Source organism: Deferrivibrio sp. (genome assembly GCF_055117995.1).
In genome coordinates this window covers 1-17,666 of the sequence record NZ_JBSQOT010000023.1, presented here as the reverse complement: position 1 = coordinate 17,666, position 17,666 = coordinate 1, and the positions used below count along the sequence as shown (strand labels likewise).

Genomic DNA, 17,666 nt, shown 5'->3' with positions numbered 1-17,666 from the left:
GTTTTAAAAATATGTTTATACAGTCAGGGATGTGAAATGAGAAAGATTATATTTGCAGTACTTTTTTTTGTCAGCAGTTTGTATGCCAGTGAGGTGAGTATGCTTGATAACGGTGCAAAATTTGTAGAGATTCCTCGTGAATATACTGAAACGATATCAATAGTGATGTTTGTAAAAGGTGGGTTGTTCAGGGAAACAGTTCATAATAATGGGATAGGTAATCTTTTTTCATCTGTTTGGGTTAAAAGCAGTAAATTGCTTGATAAAATAGAATTTTATGGCGGTTCGATTGGCGCTTCAATAACGAATGATTACCTTGAGCTTTCTGTTTCAGTGCCGTACGATAATTTTAAGTATATTATTGATGATTTGAAAGAATTTATTGCGGCACCTAAGTTTGATAAAAATATATTTATGGTACAGAAAAAACTTGTTTTAAGTGCTATTGAAAGTATCAAGGATAATCCCAACAGTCTTGCTATGAAAGGGTTTAACAAGCTTGCATATAAAGATTTTGTCTATGCTATGGACAGTATTGGCACAAAAGAATCGGTAGAAAAAATAGAATTTGATGACTTGAAGGCTTACTATGAAAAAAACATTAATGGCGCAGATGCTGTAATAAGTATCGCCGGTAAGTTTACAGACAAGGATATTGAGCAGCTCAGAAAAATATTTTCACTTATTCCAAAAGGGGAGAAAATAAAAATTGATTGCTCAGGTTCTCAAATTGATGAAGACAGATTTCTGGAAGAAACTGATGACAAAATAAAGCAGGCAAAACTATTTTTGGGAATAGATGCGCCGGGTGCTTCTCAGAGTGAGTATATCCCACTTAAAGTTTTATCCGACTTGATGGGTGGTGGGATGAGTTCGATGTATTTTGAAAAACTTAGAAAGGAAAAAGGATACGCATATTCTGTAGGCTCATTTTACCCTTCGAGGATATGCAATGCAAGATGGGTTGCCTACATAGGGCTTGACTATTCCAATGTGGATGACAGTCTCAAAACGATGAAGGGGCTTCTAAATACGATTGAAAAAGATGTTGACGATAAGAGAATTGAAAATGTTAAAAATTACGTTATCGGACGTATCTTAATCGAATCTCAGACAAATTCAAAAATAGCCTGGTATTCTTCATTTTTTGAGATATTGGGGCTTGGTTACGATTTTATGGATAAGTATATCGACCTTCTAAAGCATGTTGATAAAAAAGAGATTTTGATGGCAGCTGAAATGCTTTTGAAAAATAAGTCAGCGATTTATGTTTTAAAACCGGAAGAAAAACAGTAAGACTTTAAATGTAAATTTTTGTTAAAAAGTACTTGAAATGTGAAGTAATTTATATTATATAATCATTCCCCAGAAATTAGCGGAGGGATGGCCGAGTCTGGCTTAAGGCGGCGGTCTTGAAAACCGTTGTAGGGTAGCCCCCTACCGTGGGTTCGAATCCTACTCCCTCCGCCATATTTTTTTGGAGAGATGGCCGAGTATGGTCGAAGGCGCTCGCCTGCTAAGCGAGTGTACGCCCAAAAGGTGTACCGAGGGTTCAAATCCCTCTCTCTCCGTTTTGCCAAACGTTTATTGCAAATCTATAAAAGTTTTCCATACTTCCCCCAGAGTAGGTTTTTATATATTTTTTTACTTTTTGAGGCCTTTTAGGCCTCAATTTTTAAATTTTGTAGATTTTATATGCGATGTAAAACATAATACCGGCTATCAATATTTCAAAAGTTTTCCATGACAATGCGTTTTTGAAAATCGGTGCAATTAATCTTGCAAGATAACCAAGGGAGAAAAAGAATGAAAGAGAGGCAAGCATTGCACCTAAAGCAAAATGATATTTGTATTGTTTAAATTGTACTGAGATTGAGCCAAGAAGAAATACGGTATCCAGATAAACATGAGGATTAAGCCAGGTAAATCCAAGACAGGTAAGTATGACTTTTTTATAAGACTCCTGATTGTTTTTATTGAACTCAACTGAGTGACTTTTGGCAAATGCAGAGTAAATATTTAAAGCTCCATAGTATGCAAGGAAAATTATTCCAAAATATTTGGCTACAATAATAATGGAGTGATACTGTTTTATAATTATACCGAAACCTGATACGCCCAAAAATATTAAAACTGCATCTGAAAGAGAACAGATAAAGCAAATTGTGAAAATATATCTGTTCAAGATTCCATATTTTATGACAAATGCATTTTGAGCACCTATTGCCAATATTAGAGATAAACCCAATGAAAATCCGGAAACAAGAGCACTGACACTGTTCATCGCAGCATTATAAAAAACTTATATACATATTCAAGAAAATTATCTTTTTTTGATATATGTCAAAACAATTTTTTTTAATAATTGTATGTTAGTTACAACATTAAAAGCAGGAGGTAAACATGAGTATGTTTTGTTATCAATGTTCAGAAGCATCAAAGGGTGTAGGATGTAATATTAAGGGGGTGTGTGGCAAAAATGATGAGGTGGCCACATTGCAGGATTGCCTTGTTTATACTTTAAAGGGGCTTTCTTATGTAGCAATCAAGGCAAGAGAGAAAGGTATTGATACCGAAGAGGCAGACCTGTTTGTGCTTGAAGGGTTGTTTGCCACAATCACAAATGTTAACTTTGACCCGGAAAGGTTTGTTGAGTATAACAAAAAAGCACTGAGCCTGAGAGATGATTTGAAGTCAAAAGTTGGAGATTTGTCAAATGCACCTGATGCAGTTACATGGAAATCAAGCCCTACAAAAGAGGATTTTCTGGCTAAAGGCACTGCAGTTGGTGTTATGTCTGAAGAAAATGAAGATATAAGGTCATTGAAAGAACTCATTATTTACGGACTTAAAGGGGTTGCAGCTTATGCTGATCATGCTTACGTATTAAAATACAAAAACAGCGAAATCACTGAGTTTGTCGAAAAAGCTTTGGCAGAAACTTTGAGGAAAGATATCACAGCTGATGAGCTTATTTCTCTTACTTTAAAAACCGGTGAGATTGCCGTAAAAACAATGGCACTTCTTGATGAGGCAAATACCACAAAATATGGTAACCCTGAAATTACTGAAGTTTACACAGGACTTTACGAAGGGCCTGGTATTCTTGTGAGTGGTCATGATCTTTTGGACTTGGAAGAGCTTTTAATCCAGACAGAGGGAACAGGTGTAAAAGTTTATACACATGGTGAGATGTTACCAGCTCATGCTTATCCCGAGTTTAAAAAGTATAAGCATTTGGCAGGGAATTTTGGGACTGCGTGGTTTAATCAGACAAAAGAATTCCCTCTTTTTAATGGGCCTATTCTTTTTACCACAAACTGTATTGTTCCTCCAAAGGATGAGTACAAGGATAGAATATTTACCACAGGACTTGTCGGATGGCCTGGAGTAAAACATATTCCAAATGCTCCGCAAGGAAAAATGAAAGATTTTTCACCACTTATAAAAATGGCTAAGGACTTAGGCGGCCTTACACCAACAGAAGGGAAAAAGATTGTTATAGGTTTTGCACACAATCAGGTATTGAGCCTTGCAGATAAAGTAATAGAAGCTGTTCAAAGCGGAGCCATCAAGAGATTTGTAGTTATGGCAGGATGCGATGGAAGATTAAAGGAAAGGGAATATTATACAGAGCTTGCCAAAAGACTTCCTAAAGATCATGTAATATTGACTGCTGGCTGTGCAAAATATAGGTACAATATGCTTGAACTTGGAGATATCGGTGGTATTCCAAGAGTGCTTGATGCCGGTCAGTGCAATGACTCATACTCACTTGCTTATATTGCCCTTAAGCTTAAGGAAGTTTTGGGGCTTGAAGATATCAATCAGTTGCCAATCTCCTATGATATTGCATGGTATGAGCAAAAGGCAGTTTGTGTACTTTTGGCACTTTTATATTTAGGTGTTAAAGGCATCAGGCTTGGACCGGTTCTTCCTGCATTTTTATCACCAAATGTTGCAAAAGTACTGGTTGAAAATTTTGATATAAAACCAATTGGTTCAGTTGAAGAAGATTTGGAAGCAATAGTGGCTGGAAAATAAATTTTCAGGGCGGCTTTTTCAGTCGCCCTTTATTTTTTTCAAGAAGCTATATATTCCACTGAAATCTTTGTCAGAGTAACCCATATTTGAAGCAATGGAGTAAATATTTTTGGTGCAGTTACTTAGAAGCGGGAGATTGTTTTTTTCAAATAACTCCTGTACATAATTCAAATCTTTCAGCAAAGTTTTTACATCAAAATGTGCATCAAAATCTTCATTAAGCAGCTTCCCTTTTTTTGCGTTAAGAACTACCGAATTGCCTGCACCATTTTCAAGTACTTCTATAATCTTTGTTTTATCAAGTCCTATTTTTTCTCCGAAAGATGTGGCTTCTGCAATAGCAAACATAAAATTTGAAAGTACCAGGTTATTTAAAAGTTTCAATTTTGTTGCAAGCCCCTTTTCAGTATAATGAATCACCTTTTTACCGATACACATTAGAATATCTTTAACATTTTCAAAAACTCCCCTTTCGCATGAAGCTAAAACTGTAAGCTGCCCGTTGAGTGCCGGTATTACGCTTCCTATTACCGGAGCCTCCACATATGAGCAATTCATATTTGTAAGTTTTTCATGAAATTCAATTACCTTTTCAAAATGGTTGGTGGTGGTATCAATGACTATTTTACTGGATAAATTGTGACTTGCAAGTCCACCTTCTCCAAATAGCACTTCACCTACTGCCAAACTGTCTGAAAGATTTAAAATAACTATGTCGTTTTCAGACACTTCTTTCAGACTTCTGGCTATTTTTGAAACATTTTTAACTTTATCAATGTTGCGATTAAATCCTGTTACCTCATAATATCTATTAAGATTTTCTGCCATGGCAGAGCCGATTTTTCCAAAACCCACAAAAGAGATTTTCATTTAAGCACCTCCTTGAATTCCTAAAATATATTTTTATGAAAAAAATTAAATAAAAAAGTATTTTATTTTAATATTGTTTGACATATTTTTTTAATAGTGATAATCTCATTGGTGAAGCGAATGCTTCAGTAAAAAAATGAGGTGAATTAAGATGAGTAACACAGGTACCGTTAAGTGGTTCAACGATTCAAAAGGTTATGGTTTCATCACTAGTTCAACAGGAGAGGATGTATTTGTACATTACTCTGCTATCACAATGGAAGGCTTCAAGTCTTTAAAAGAAGGTGATAAGGTAAAATTTGAAGTAGTAGAAGGACCAAAAGGACCACAAGCAGCTAATGTTTCAAAAGCTTAATTGAAACATTTTTAAAGTCTGATTAAAAAATACATCCGCCTCAAAAAAGGGGCGGATTTTTTATTTCCGGAAAAATATATTCAGCAAGATAGTTAATATTATACTTATTATTATTGATGTGGTTATTGGAAAATAAAAGCTAAAATTCCCTCTTTTAAAATAGATGTCTCCAAAGAGCTTTCCAAGACCTATTTTCTCACCTGCAATGAAAAGTATTCCGGAGATTATAAGTATTATTCCAAATATTATAAGTATCTTACCTATTCCGAAATTCATACCGCCTCCGCATTATTTAAAGAGCTTATTCTGTTGCTCAATTGATTTTTCAACTGTTTTTTGTATCTTTCCTCTTCGCTGAAAATGCAACCGCAATACTGTTGTCTGTAGATTTCAATTTCTTTGGATTTTTCTATCCCTCTTTTCCACCCCTCACGAAAATCATAGTAATAAAAATTTACATTATATTTATTTGAATATTTTTCACACAAATCGGTGATTTCATTGTGATTTTGGTACTTGCTATACAGAAGGGAAGTGGTGAAAAAGTCAAATCCCATTTCAGAAGCTAGTTTTGCTGTGGCTTCAATCCTAAAATCATAACAAAAAGAACATCTTTTAGATTTCTCATAAAATTCTTTGTCAAGAAAATATTCAAGCCCGTAATTTTCTGAAACAATAATATTGATGTCATAATATTTGGCTACATCAATTGCTCCGTTTAACCTCATATAAAATTCGTGTATAGGGTGAATATTGGGATTGAAAAAATATGCAGTTATTTCAAAATTTTTTTCACCCAAAACTTCGATCGGGAAAATTGAGCATGGCCCACAACATTGATGCAACAAAATTTTCATCACTTCTCGTCCATTGAAAGTTCGGTAAGTACTCCATTTGTTGACTTTGGGTGGACAAAAGCAACAATTTTATGATGAGCCCCTTTCATGGGCTTCTCATTTATCAATTTAAAACCATCATTCTTAAGTGTTTCAAGCGCTTTGTCTACATCCTCAACGTCGTAACATATATGATGAATCCCTTCCCCCTTTTTTTCAATATATTTGAAAATAGGGCTTTCCTCAGAAGTAGGCTCAAGCAGCTCGATATTGCTTTCACCCACTTTTATAAATGCAACCTTTACTTTTTGGCTGTCAACCTCTTCATAATGGTACGGCTTTATTCCCATTGTTTCATAAAAAGATACTGCTTCATCAAGGCTTTTTACGGCAATGCCAATGTGATCGATTTTGTTTAACATAACTTCACCTCTATTATTATGACAAGAGTTTGTTGACCAAATCATTTACAAGTTTGGGGTTAGCCTTGCCCCTGGTTTCCTTCATAATCTGACCTACAAAAAATCCCATAAGTTTTGTTTCTCCGTTTTTGAATCTTTCAGCCTCCTTTGGAGAACTTTCGATGACCTTTTTAACAATATTTTCAAGCTCACTTGAATCGGATATTTGAACAAGACCTTTCTCTTCAATAATTACAGAAGGCTTTTTGCCTGTTTTTATTACTTCTTCAAATACATCCTTACCAATCTTTCCGCTGATTTTACCATCTTCGATAAGTTTTACGATTTCTGCAAGATATTCTGGCAAAATACCTGCTTCATATATGTCGCAGTCTTTATCGTTTACAACTCTAAGCAGCTCTGACATTATCCAGTTTGATATCTTTTTGGGGCTATTAAAATGTTTTACTGCTTCAATAAAGTAATCAGCGTAAGATTTTGAGCTTGTGAGCACCATTGCGTCATATTCCGGGAGTTCGTATTCTTTTATAAACTTTTCCTTCAGCTCATCCGGCAAAATTGGCAGTGTTTTCCTAATATTTTCTATAAAATCTTCATCAAGCTTCAATGGCACGAGATCAGGATCAGGAAAATATCTGTAATCGTGAGCCTCCTCTTTGCTCCTCATAGAAATAGTTATCCCTTTATCAGGATCCCAGAGTCTTGTTTCCTGAACAATTTTGCCACCATCTTTAATGACTTTTATCTGACGTTTTATTTCGTACTCGATAGCCTTTTGCACATTTTTGAAAGAGTTCATATTTTTGATTTCGGTTTTGGTGCCAAATTCCTTTTGACCTATTGGCCTTACAGAAATATTTGCGTCACATCTCAATGAACCTTCTTCCATGTTACAGTCTGAAACTTCTATGTATTCAAGGATTGCCTTAAGTTTCTGAAGATATTCTTTTGCTTCTTCACCGCTGCGTAAATCAGGCTCACTGACTATTTCCATTAGGGGTACTCCTGTTCTGTTTAGGTCGATAAAGCTGGCAGATGGGTCACCAAGGTTTTCACCATGAATAGATTTACCTGCATCTTCCTCCATATGAATCCTGGTAATGCCTATCCTCTTTGCATTGCCATCGATATTGATTTCGATATATCCATGTTCGCAAATTGGAAGCTCATATTGTGATATTTGATAACCTTTTGGTAAATCAGGGTAAAAATAGTTTTTTCTGGCAAATACACTTTTTCTGTTTATCTTGCAATTCAGTGCAAGACCAGCCTTTGTCGTATATTCTACTACCTTTTTATTTAAAACCGGCAATACACCTGGCATCCCGAGACAAACCGGGCATACATTGGAATTTGGTTGTGAGCCAAATTTTGTTGAACAACCGCAAAATATTTTTGACTCAGTAGCTAACTGAACATGCACTTCAAGACCAATTACCGCTTCAAAATCCATATTTCAAAACTCCTTCTATTAAGAATTTATTTTTTATTAATCCACAAGCCGGACTCAATTGGAATTAATGTTTCGTTGTTTACATTTTCAAAAATGTATATATTTGCTTTTACTAATTTGCCGCCTGGCTCTCTATAAACATCCGTTAAAATTCTTTTCAGATAATATTCTATGCTGTCAAAAATTGAAAATACTTTTCTTGTGTTGAAAAGTGTAATAATTTCTCCAAATACTTTATTATTACCTGAAGGGATAAATACAGGTCTTTTTTTGTATTCATACAGGCTGCCAAAAGTGTACCCTTTTTCTATGTTGAGCACATATTTCCTGTACAAAGGGAAAAACAAGCCGTCAGATTTCAGTTGTCCGTAAAAAAATACCTTGTCTGTAAATTTCATTTTATGTCCTGTAGTCAGTATTAATTTTTACATAATCATATGTCAAGTCACAACTAAATGCATTGAATGATTTGTTACCAATGTTAAGGTCAATTGTGATTTTATATTCGTTTTTTTTCATTATCTCATGTGCTTTATTTTCAAGTGAAGTGTCTATGATAGCTGATTTTGTTACATAGTGGAGCTCGTCAAAATACACATCTATATTATCCGGATCGATATCTATAAGGGAAGCCCCAACTGATGCAAGCAATCTTCCCCAGTTTGGGTCTGCACCAAAAAACATAGTTTTTACTAAAGGTGAATTTGCAATTTTAAAGGCGCATTTTTTTGCATCCTCTTCAGATTTTGCATTTTTCACTTCTATTTCTACAAGTTTTGTGGCTCCTTCACCATCTTTTACTATCATTTTTGCAAGATTGAGACAGACAAAGGTAAGAGCCTCTTCAAATTGTCTGATATCCTTTTCTTTGTTTATTGAAATGCCGCTAATCCCGTTTGCAAAAATATAAACAGAATCGTTTGTGCTCATATCACCATCAACGGTAATCCTGTTAAAACTGTTTTTGACAGCATTTTGAAGTGTAAGGTTGAGAGTTGTTTTGTCTATCAATGCATCTGTTGTTATAAAACAGAGCATTGTTGCCATTGATGGACAAATCATACCGGCACCTTTTGCTGAAGCCCCAATTACGTAAGCACCATTGTCAGTTTCCACAAGTACAGCTATACTTTTAGGGAAAGAATCGGTTGTCATAATTGCTTCGTTGAAGCTTTCATGATAATCTTCTATGCTGTTTATGAGATTCAGGCTATTATTTATAAATTTATCCACAGGAAGCTGAACACCAATAACCCCGGTAGAAGCCATCAATAAAAAATTTTCCTGCAGCTTTAACTCGTTTTCGTAGTGTTTGATTATTTTAAAGGTATTTTCAATCCCCTGTTTACCTGTACAGGCGTTGGCATTGCCACTGTTGACAATAATCCCTTTAAACTCATTGTTATTGCTTATTAAATCGTTGCATACAATTACCGGTGCAGCCTTTACCTTGTTTTCAGTAAATGTTGCAGCTACCGTACAAGGAATTTCGGATATAAGAATACCCAAATCCTTTTTTGTGCTTTTTTTCCCTTTTATGTCAGCAGCGATACCTGCAGAGCTAAAACCAAGAGGCGTGCATACGCCACCGTTTTTAATTATATCCATATCTTTCCCCTTTTTACAAAAGCCCTTCTTTTTCATCAAAACCAAGGGCAATATTCATATTTTGTACCGCCTGACCGCTTGCGCCCTTTATCAGATTATCTATACAGGAAACTATAATAACATTTTTACCATTTTCAAAAATATTAATATCTACAAAATTTGTCATTGCCACATCCTTGATGGAAGGTATGGAGTCATCTTTTCTTATTCTTACAAAAAATGAATCTTTATAGAAATCCATCAAAACATTCTTCAAAGAAAAGTTACAATTTTTTTTCAGGTAAATTGTGCTTTCAATCCCTCTGTTAACTGGAAGAAGGTGAGGTGTAAAGATTACATGTGTCTGGGGGCTGGCATCTGACAATATAAAATCTATTTCCGGGTTATGCCTGTGGGAAAAAATTCCATAAGGTTTAAAATCTTCGTTAGTTTCGCAAAAATGCGTTTTGGCACTTGGAGTTTTCCCTGCTCCGCTTACACCGGATTTTGAGTCAGCCACTATCATGTTTTTTTCTATCAGGTTATCTTTTAGAAGTGGATATAACGGCAAGATAACAGAAGTAGGATAGCACCCGGGGTTTGCAATCATTTTGGAGCCTTTTATTTTTTCGGCAAATAGTTCAGGGATGCCATATACACTATTGGCCAAAACATCAACAGCGTTATGCTTAGTTTTATATACAGATTCGTATAATGTGGCATCAGTTATCCTGAAATCTGCACTAAGGTCTATTACCAGTTTACCTTTTTCAAAAAAGTATTTTGCAGCTTCCTGTGAAGCACCGTGTGGAAGACATAAAAACACAACATCCACAATTTCCTGTATCTGTTCAAAATTGTTGGGAAGCAACTTATTTTCACATATATTTGAAAGATAGGGATATATTTCACTGATTTTTTTGCCGGCAGATGTATCACTTGTAACAGCACTTATTTTTACATTTTTGTGTCTGCTCAATATTTTTATTAGCTCAAACCCTGTATAACCTGTTGCCCCTATTATTCCTATGCGCATATTCCACCTTTTTTAAAAAATGTTTACAATATTACTTAAAGTAGGTTATAATTCTATTATGAAAAGTAAAAATTGTAAAGTATTAGCTGTTACAAGCGGTAAGGGAGGGGTAGGAAAGAGCAATTTTTGTATAAACTTGAGCATCTGTCTTGCCCGGCAAGGGTACAATACTATTCTTTTTGATGCCGACCTTGCCCTTGGAAATGCAGATTTGCTGTTTGGTGAATTGCCTAAAAAGACGATTGAAGATATTATTAATGATGATACAAGTATTAACGATATTTTACTTAAGAAAAAAGAGATACCAAACCTTTCGATTATTCCTGCAGGTAAAGGGGTGGCAAGGCTTGCCAATCTTAGTTCAAAAGATAAAAAGAAACTTTTGGGGGAGATAGGTAAACTAAAAGACAAATCTGATTTTTTGATTATTGATACTGGCGCTGGTGTTTCTGATGAAGTGATTAGTTTTATTAAACTTGCTGACAGCGTAATTTTAATAATTATCCCTGAAGTTACATCCATAAAAGATGCATATGGGATGCTTAAGACGCTCAAGGAAAAAAATATCAATAAAGAGATTGATGTCCTTGTAAACAGGGCAAAATCCAAAACACAGACCCACAATGTTTTTGATAAATTCAAGGAGACGGTGGGTAAGTTTTTGGGCATAAAAATAAATCTACTTGGACCTTTGCCTGAAGATGAAAACTTTACAGAGTCTGTAAACAGGCAAATACCTATAGTTTTGCTTTATCCTAACTCTCAAGTCACCAGATTTTTTAAATATTATGCTGACCAGGTTGCAAAAAATGTTGATTCAAAATCTGATATTGAAAACTTTTTTGAGCAGTATATTGAAGAAAAAGAGTCAATGATGGCTGAAAATACCAATTTGGTCCCTGCAGATTCACCGGTAAATCAGCCTGCAGTGGAATCAGACTTTATTGAAGACCCTTATTTTTTGGTTCAGATGGAAAAGACAATGAGCAAAATGTTTGAGGATATAAACAACCTTTACAAGACCATCAAACTTTATATGAGAAAAAGATCCAGTGAATTTGTAAAGGGGAATATTTTTAAACAATTTGCTGTAGGGACAGAGCTTATTTTTGTAGAAGACAAAAAAAGATTTTACGGGACAAATATTGTAGGTTGGAGTCTTGGGCAATACCTGATTATTGAGTCACGGAAGGAAATTCGCAGACTTTTTGATTACTATGAAAAGGTTACGGCTCGTTATTCTTTTCAGGATAAACTTATAGAGTTTGAAACGAGTCTTATAAAAGGGTTTGAGCCAAATTCATCGCTGATAAATATAAGTTATCCGCAGGACTACACAGAATACTCCCTTCGTGGCAGCAAGAGGATACCGGTAAATATTGCCTGCAGTATAAATTACAAAAACATTAAGACATTTTCAGGCTCAATTCTTGATTTGAGCGTGAATGGAGCACTTCTCGAGACATCATATCCCCTTGACATAAATGAGGGGATTATTGTTAGTTTTTCACTGCCAAACGGTAAAAAGATAGAAAATGTCAAAGCTAAAATCAAAAATATCAGAGAAAATAACAGGTATGGTGTTGAATTTGTTGAGCTTCCGAAAATCTTTTTCAGACGGATTGAAAGTTTCATAAATATTTATAAAAGTATTCTTGGGGAGACCGAAAATATTGCTTCAGATAAATTTTTCTCAGGCGAAATAAGCAATATAAGTATGAGTGAGTTGATACAGTTTTTGTGTGGACTTCGCAGGGAATTAACAGTAGAAGTGCTTACAAGCACCGCTTCGGGGCAGATTTTCATTAAAGATTCAAAGGTTGTAAATGCAGTTTACAAAGATTTTGACCCGTATCAATCATTTTATATTTTGATGAATTTAAAGGAAGGGGAGTTTTTTATAAATGAAGGGCTCGAATGTGTTGAATTTAATATAAAAGAGAATCTTCAAACACTTCTTCTAAACAGTGTTTACTATCAAGACACAGGTGTTGTAAACCGTCCAGATGAAGTTTAAGATTCATGTCCAGCCTAATGCCAAGAAGACTGAAGCTGCAGGGTATTACTATGAAAATATCCTGAAAATAAAGGTTTCATCCCCTCCGGTAGATGGAGCTGCAAACAAAGAGGTAATCAAATTTATTTCAAAAAATTAAATTGAGCAAATCATCTGTCAAAATCTTAAGCGGTGAAAAGGGGAGAGATAAAATAATTGAAATCCCCATCGAAATGAGTCTTGATGAAATAAGGCAGACTCTGGAAAGATAAAAAAGCGACCCGAAAAGGGCCGCTTTAAAACTTGGATTTAAAATTATTTACAGCCGTCAGTACCAATTATCACTTTTGTAGAATTATCATTATTTACATCGTAAATTACACCGCAATCAATTTCTGTGGCAGTTGTTGGTGTTGTAGTCCCTTTGTATGCGAAATAATAAGCATTATTAGATATTGTTCCATTATCAAACTTATCTGTATCAAAATCAACAGCCAAGGCAATGCCTGTAGCATTGTCAGATGGGTAACCTGTAGAAACAACAGTAATATTATCACCATCAACAACCCAAGACCTGCTTTGATTATCCTGAATAAGCCATTTAGCCCTTACAATATCTTTTGCAGCATTAACTGCTCCACCAAGACCTTTAACGACAGATATTTTTGCATCCTTTGAAATATTAGCAAATTTAGGCGCTACTACTGCGGCAAGGATACCAATGATTACTATAACGATAATCAGCTCAATCAATGTAAAACCTTTTTTCATAAAAATTACCTCCAGCATATTATCCTCCAAAATTGTAAATTAAACTAATTTCACCTATCATAAACTGCCTCCATTTTGTTGTTATTGTTGCTTTTTTTGTTAAAATCATCATACAACATTTTGGGGGCATTAGCAATTATAAATACCTGTCAAATATATTTTCTTATATAAAAATGGGTGATGTCAGTTTTTGTTATTTCAAAGAAAAATGGCATATTTAAATAGTATATTTGAAAGTGTTAGCAAAAATAAAATGCCCCTTAAAAAAGGGGCAAGTTTGGGGGAGTTAATCTATTACTATTGGGAGGATGTCCTAAATCTTGTGCGTATAATAATAAATTATTTTTCATAGTCAATAATAAATTAAATTATTTAAAATAAATAACAGGTTTTTGGTAGATAGTTTGCTAATCTTTTGTTAAGTCTAATCAAATGTTATTCTTAGCTATTTAGAAAAAAATAGGGCTGATTTTTAAAAGAGTGTTTTAGAGATAGGGTTAATAGGTGATTTAGGAACCGTGAATAGTGAATAGTGAATGGTGAATGGTGAATGATGATGGGTAATGGGTGATGGGTGATGAGTGAGTTGTAAAGTTATTAAAAAAAGTTGAATAATTTTTAACTTTTTGGTATTTGTTGTCAAAATGTTTAAGGGATAGAATATGAAAAGTATTGATGAATTGAGACAGGAAATCGACCAAATTGACGATAACATCCTGGAGCTTCTCAATAAAAGAGCAAAATGCGTTATAGAAATTGGCAAAATAAAGCAGTCCCAAAATAAGCCGCTGTATGTGCCATCCAGGGAGAAGGCGATTTATGAGAGGCTGAAATCTATCAATAAGGGGCCTTTTCCTAATGAATCTCTCAAGAGCGTTTTCAGGGAAATTATATCAGCGTCCCTTTCATTGGAAGAGGTTCAAAAAATTGCATATCTTGGTCCTGAAGGGACTTTTACGCACCTTGCAGGGATTAAGCATTTTGGACTTTCGGCAAAACTGCTGGCGTCAAGAAGTATCCCGGAAGTTTTTGAGGATGTTGAGAAAAAAAGGTGCGATTACGGTATTATACCTATTGAAAATTCGCTGGAGGGGGTGGTAAATCATACCCTTGATATGTTTATGAATTCAAACTTAAAAATTTGCGGTGAAGTTTATCTTGAAGTGAGTCACCATTTGATGAACAAAACAGGTAAGCTTGAAGATGTAAAAAGAATATATTCTCATCCTCATGCGATAGCTCAGTGCAGAAAGTGGCTCTTGCGTGAGGCAGGCAATGTCCCGATAATCGAAGTGGAGTCAACCGCCAAAGCCGCTGAGATTGCCTCAAAGGATGAAACTGCTGCAGCTATTGCCTCTGAAATGTCTGAAATTGTTTATGGCCTAAAAATAGTAAGTAAAAGTATAGAAGATTTTACAAATAACTATACAAGATTTCTTATAATAGGCAATTTTGAGCCTGAAATTACCGGCAATGACAAAACATCCCTTGTATTTTCTGTTACCCATAGGGCTGGTTCACTTTATCAGGCATTGAAATCATTTGCAGAAAATGGAATCAATATGACCAAAATCGAATCAAGGCCTTCCAAGATGAAGGCATGGGAATATGTTTTTTATGTGGATATTGATGGACATTATAAGGATAACAGGATAAAAGAGTCGATTGACAAATTTAGTAAAGAGGTTTCTTTTTTTAAAATATTAGGTTCATATCCGAAGGGGGAAAAATGATAGACTACAAAAAACTTGCAGGAAAAAATATCGCAGATTTAATACCTTATCAGCCTGGCAAACCTATAAAAGAGCTTGAAAGGGAGCTTGGAATAAAAAAGGCTGTTAAACTTGCCTCAAATGAAAACCCTCTGGGGATTCCTGAAAAAGCAAAACAGGCTATAATAGAAAACTTGCATGAAATGAACAGATACCCGTTGGGCGATGCCTACTACCTGAGGGAAAAGCTTGCTGAAAAGCTTGGTGTGAAGAAAAATGAATTAATTTTTGGGACTGGCTCAAACGAAATAATCGAGCTGTTGATAAGGACTTTTGTAAAAAATGGGGAGACAGTTTTGTCATATGCACCATCGTTTTCAGTTTACGGTATTATTGCGCAGGCTGCAGGGAGCAGGTGTGACTGGGTAAAGATGAAAGAAGGTTTTGAAATGGATTTTGAGGGGTTAAAGAATGCGGTAACTGACAAAACGAGAATTGTTTTCCTTGCAAATCCCAACAACCCCACAGGTACATATTTTAGCGAAGATTTGCTGGTAGACTTTCTTGAAAGTGTCAGAGATGACATAATCGTCGCACTGGATGAAGCCTATATAGAATATGTGGATGCAGGGGATTATCCTGACTCTCTTAAATTGCTGAAAAAATATAAAAATCTTGTCATTATGAGAACATTTTCAAAGGCGTATGGTCTGGCGGCATTTAGAGTAGGATATGCAATTGGCGATGCAGAAGGGATAGATATGTTAAACAGGGTAAGGCAGCCCTTTAATGTAAATATGCTTGCACAAATTGCTGCCACTGCTGCTCTTGATGATACGGATTTCCTGAGAAGGTCGATAAAAACAAACAGAGAAGGCAAAATTTATCTTTACAAAGAGTTTAACAATTTGGGACTGAAATACATTCCTACTCAGGCCAATTTTATTCTTGTTAATGTCGGTGATGGGAAAAGGGTGTTTGATGAGCTTTTAAAAGAAGGTGTTATTGTCAGATATCTTGGACCTGGTTTGGCAGAATATGTGAGAGTATCTATCGGCACTGAAAGTGAAAATAACTTTTTTATAGAAAAGTTGAAAAAGGTTTTGGGAAAATAATTATGATAATAGTTTTGAAAAAAGATGTTAATCAGGCTGATTTGCAGTTTTTGGTGGAAAAGCTTGAGTCTTACGGCTTTAAAACGCATATTTATGAAAATGAAGGCAAGACTGTAATAGGTCTTGTGGGGGATGAATCTGTTTTGAGGGATAAGCCTTTGAGTTCATTTCCCGGTGTGGAAAAGGTTGTGCCGGTATTCAAACCTTTTAAGCTTGTAAGCAGCGAATTTAAAAAGGAAGAATCTGTACTGAATATTAAAGGGATAAAAATTGGCGGAAGACACAGTGTCGTCATGGCAGGACCATGTTCGGTGGAAAATAGAGATATGCTCTTTGATGTTGCGTCAAGGGTTTATGCTTCGGGAGCAAGAATTCTGCGCGGGGGGGCTTTCAAACCAAGAACCTCTCCATATGCGTTTCAGGGGCTTGGTGAAGAGGGGTTAAAATATTTGAGACAAGCTGCTGACCAGTTTGGTATGCTTGTCATAACGGAACTTATGGACCCGCGAGATATTGAGCTTGTGGGCAAATATGCTGATATAATCCAGATTGGCGCCAGGAATATGCAAAATTTCAGATTGCTGAAAGAGGTGGGGAAATCAGGAATTCCTTGCATGTTGAAACGGGGGCTTTGTGCCACAATCAAAGAATTTCTCATGGCTGCAGAGTATATCGCTTCTGAAGGCAACTATAATGTTATTCTTTGCGAAAGAGGGATTAGAAGTTTTGACAGTGAAACACGAAATCTTCTCGATTTATCAGCCGTGCCAGTCATAAAAGGGATGTGCCACTTGCCTGTGGTGGTTGACCCAAGTCATGGCACAGGAAGAAGGGATTGCATACTTCCTATGGCTCAGGCTGCGATTGCTGCAGGTGCTGATGGCCTGATGATTGAGGTGCATCCAAAGCCTTCGGAGGCAATGAGTGATGGAGACCAGTCCATTACTCCGGATGAGTTTGACATTTTGATGAAAAGAGTAAAAATTATTGCAGCTACTGTTGAAAAACACATAGAGGAATAGATATTTGACTGCCCATAAAGAAAATAATTTTTTTAAATCTGTAGGTATCGTTGGTCTTGGACTTATTGGCGGGTCACTTGCGAAGGCTTTTAGCTCCAGGGGGATAAAGATTTTCGGATTTGACAAAAGTGTGGATTGCATTGCTGAAGCTGCTGAATCATTTATATTTGAAGGGATTACAGATAATTTAAATGAATTTGTAAAATTTGCCCCAGATTTGATTTATATTTGTCTTCCTATAAATGCTGCCCTTGAGTTTCTTGATTTTTTGGCAAAAAAGAATGTAAAGACATTTGTAACAGATGCCTGCAGCACAAAATCGAGTATCTGCAAAAAGGCAAAAAACCTCAATTTAAATTTTATAGGGGGTCATCCGATTGCAGGCAAAGAAGTTTCTGGCTTTGAAAATTCGGATGAAAGTCTTTTTAGCGGTGCATATCACATACT

General features: G+C 35.6%; 19 protein-coding genes and 2 tRNA genes. 11 read left to right on the top strand and 10 right to left on the bottom strand.

Translation table 11 applies throughout. The features are described from left to right. Nucleotides 1-36: 36 nt before the first annotated feature. The 3 genes from ACTCAF_RS07320 (at nt 37) to ACTCAF_RS07310 (ending at nt 1,571) form a co-directional block, all read left to right on the top strand. On the top strand, nt 37-1,296 hold the full coding sequence (locus ACTCAF_RS07320) for a M16 family metallopeptidase (protein WP_463062643.1): 1,260 nt from the start codon (nt 37-39) through the stop codon (nt 1,294-1,296). A gap of 81 nt (nt 1,297-1,377) precedes the next feature. Beyond that, a tRNA-Ser gene (locus ACTCAF_RS07315) sits at nt 1,378-1,470 on the top strand. A 9-nt stretch (nt 1,471-1,479) separates the two neighbouring features. Continuing rightward, nucleotides 1,480-1,571: transfer RNA gene (locus ACTCAF_RS07310), tRNA-Ser, on the top strand. Nucleotides 1,572-1,675: 104 nt separating this feature from the next. Here ACTCAF_RS07310 and ACTCAF_RS07305 read toward each other — a convergent pair. Further along, complete coding sequence (locus ACTCAF_RS07305) at nt 1,676-2,284, bottom strand: LysE/ArgO family amino acid transporter (protein WP_463062642.1); 609 nt, start codon at nt 2,282-2,284, stop codon at nt 1,676-1,678. A gap of 125 nt (nt 2,285-2,409) precedes the next feature. On the opposite strand from ACTCAF_RS07305, the gene hcp reads away from it, so the two are divergent. Next, nucleotides 2,410-4,044, top strand: coding sequence for a hydroxylamine reductase (gene hcp / locus ACTCAF_RS07300; protein ID WP_463062657.1), 1,635 nt, complete (start codon nt 2,410-2,412; stop codon nt 4,042-4,044). An 18-nt stretch (nt 4,045-4,062) separates the two neighbouring features. On the opposite strand, the gene ACTCAF_RS07295 is transcribed toward hcp, so the two are convergent. Beyond that, on the bottom strand, nt 4,063-4,914 hold the full coding sequence (locus ACTCAF_RS07295) for an NAD(P)-dependent oxidoreductase (protein WP_463062641.1): 852 nt from the start codon (nt 4,912-4,914) through the stop codon (nt 4,063-4,065). Between the two features lie 151 nt (nt 4,915-5,065). On the opposite strand from ACTCAF_RS07295, the gene ACTCAF_RS07290 reads away from it, so the two are divergent. Further along, nucleotides 5,066-5,269, top strand: coding sequence for a cold-shock protein (locus tag ACTCAF_RS07290; RefSeq protein ID WP_463062640.1), 204 nt, complete (start codon nt 5,066-5,068; stop codon nt 5,267-5,269). Nucleotides 5,270-5,329: 60 nt separating this feature from the next. Here ACTCAF_RS07290 and ACTCAF_RS07285 read toward each other — a convergent pair whose 3' ends face one another. Genes ACTCAF_RS07285 through argC form a run of 7 tightly spaced genes read right to left on the bottom strand, consistent with a single transcriptional unit; the run spans nt 5,330 to nt 10,603 of the window. Further along, complete coding sequence (locus ACTCAF_RS07285) at nt 5,330-5,545, bottom strand: DUF2905 family protein (RefSeq protein WP_463062639.1); 216 nt, start codon at nt 5,543-5,545, stop codon at nt 5,330-5,332. Next, the gene (locus ACTCAF_RS07280; RefSeq protein WP_463062638.1) at nt 5,542-6,126 is read right to left on the bottom strand and encodes an epoxyqueuosine reductase QueH; all 585 of its coding nucleotides are present in this window, start codon (nt 6,124-6,126) and stop codon (nt 5,542-5,544) included. Before ACTCAF_RS07280 ends, ACTCAF_RS07285 begins: the two co-directional genes overlap by 4 nt. Further along, nucleotides 6,126-6,527: a methylmalonyl-CoA epimerase gene (gene mce, locus ACTCAF_RS07275; protein WP_463062637.1), complete on the bottom strand. Its 402-nt coding sequence runs from the start codon at nt 6,525-6,527 to the stop codon at nt 6,126-6,128. The genes ACTCAF_RS07280 and mce overlap by 1 nt, the downstream gene beginning before the upstream one ends. A gap of 16 nt (nt 6,528-6,543) precedes the next feature. Beyond that, nucleotides 6,544-7,980 carry an Asp-tRNA(Asn)/Glu-tRNA(Gln) amidotransferase subunit GatB gene (gene gatB / locus ACTCAF_RS07270; RefSeq protein ID WP_463062636.1) on the bottom strand — a complete coding sequence of 479 codons (1,437 nt, stop codon included), beginning with the start codon at nt 7,978-7,980 and terminating at the stop codon, nt 6,544-6,546. 26 nt (nt 7,981-8,006) lie between these two features. After that, nucleotides 8,007-8,378 (bottom strand): gamma-glutamylcyclotransferase, encoded by a 372-nt coding sequence (locus ACTCAF_RS07265; RefSeq protein WP_463062635.1) that lies wholly within the window; start codon nt 8,376-8,378, stop codon nt 8,007-8,009. A gap of 1 nt (nt 8,379) precedes the next feature. Continuing rightward, nucleotides 8,380-9,588, bottom strand: a complete 1,209-nt coding sequence (gene argJ / locus ACTCAF_RS07260) for a bifunctional glutamate N-acetyltransferase/amino-acid acetyltransferase ArgJ (RefSeq protein WP_463062634.1) — start codon at nt 9,586-9,588, stop codon at nt 8,380-8,382. 13 nt (nt 9,589-9,601) lie between these two features. After that, nucleotides 9,602-10,603: an N-acetyl-gamma-glutamyl-phosphate reductase gene (gene argC, locus ACTCAF_RS07255; RefSeq protein ID WP_463062633.1), complete on the bottom strand. Its 1,002-nt coding sequence runs from the start codon at nt 10,601-10,603 to the stop codon at nt 9,602-9,604. A 58-nt stretch (nt 10,604-10,661) separates the two neighbouring features. Between argC and ACTCAF_RS07250 the strand changes: the two genes are divergently transcribed. Together ACTCAF_RS07250 and ACTCAF_RS07245 are read left to right on the top strand one after the other, a co-directional pair. Continuing rightward, nucleotides 10,662-12,620: a P-loop NTPase gene (locus ACTCAF_RS07250; protein WP_463062632.1), complete on the top strand. Its 1,959-nt coding sequence runs from the start codon at nt 10,662-10,664 to the stop codon at nt 12,618-12,620. Next, complete coding sequence (locus ACTCAF_RS07245) at nt 12,610-12,759, top strand: DUF167 domain-containing protein (protein WP_463062631.1); 150 nt, start codon at nt 12,610-12,612, stop codon at nt 12,757-12,759. Before ACTCAF_RS07250 ends, ACTCAF_RS07245 begins: the two co-directional genes overlap by 11 nt. Before the next feature lie 155 nt (nt 12,760-12,914). Here ACTCAF_RS07245 and ACTCAF_RS07240 read toward each other — a convergent pair whose 3' ends face one another. After that, complete coding sequence (locus tag ACTCAF_RS07240; protein WP_463062630.1) at nt 12,915-13,388, bottom strand: prepilin-type N-terminal cleavage/methylation domain-containing protein; 474 nt, start codon at nt 13,386-13,388, stop codon at nt 12,915-12,917. Nucleotides 13,389-14,032: 644 nt separating this feature from the next. On the opposite strand from ACTCAF_RS07240, the gene pheA reads away from it, so the two are divergent. The 4 genes from pheA to ACTCAF_RS07220 form a co-directional block, all read left to right on the top strand. Continuing rightward, nucleotides 14,033-15,103: a prephenate dehydratase gene (gene pheA, locus ACTCAF_RS07235; RefSeq protein ID WP_463062629.1), complete on the top strand. Its 1,071-nt coding sequence runs from the start codon at nt 14,033-14,035 to the stop codon at nt 15,101-15,103. After that, nucleotides 15,100-16,197 carry a histidinol-phosphate transaminase gene (gene hisC, locus ACTCAF_RS07230; protein WP_463062628.1) on the top strand — a complete coding sequence of 366 codons (1,098 nt, stop codon included), beginning with the start codon at nt 15,100-15,102 and terminating at the stop codon, nt 16,195-16,197. The genes pheA and hisC overlap by 4 nt, the downstream gene beginning before the upstream one ends. Before the next feature lie 2 nt (nt 16,198-16,199). After that, nucleotides 16,200-17,219, top strand: a complete 1,020-nt coding sequence (gene aroF, locus ACTCAF_RS07225; RefSeq protein ID WP_463062627.1) for a 3-deoxy-7-phosphoheptulonate synthase — start codon at nt 16,200-16,202, stop codon at nt 17,217-17,219. A 4-nt stretch (nt 17,220-17,223) separates the two neighbouring features. Next, nucleotides 17,224-17,666: prephenate dehydrogenase/arogenate dehydrogenase family protein (locus tag ACTCAF_RS07220; protein WP_463062626.1), on the top strand; the 443-nt coding region annotated here is incomplete at its 3' end.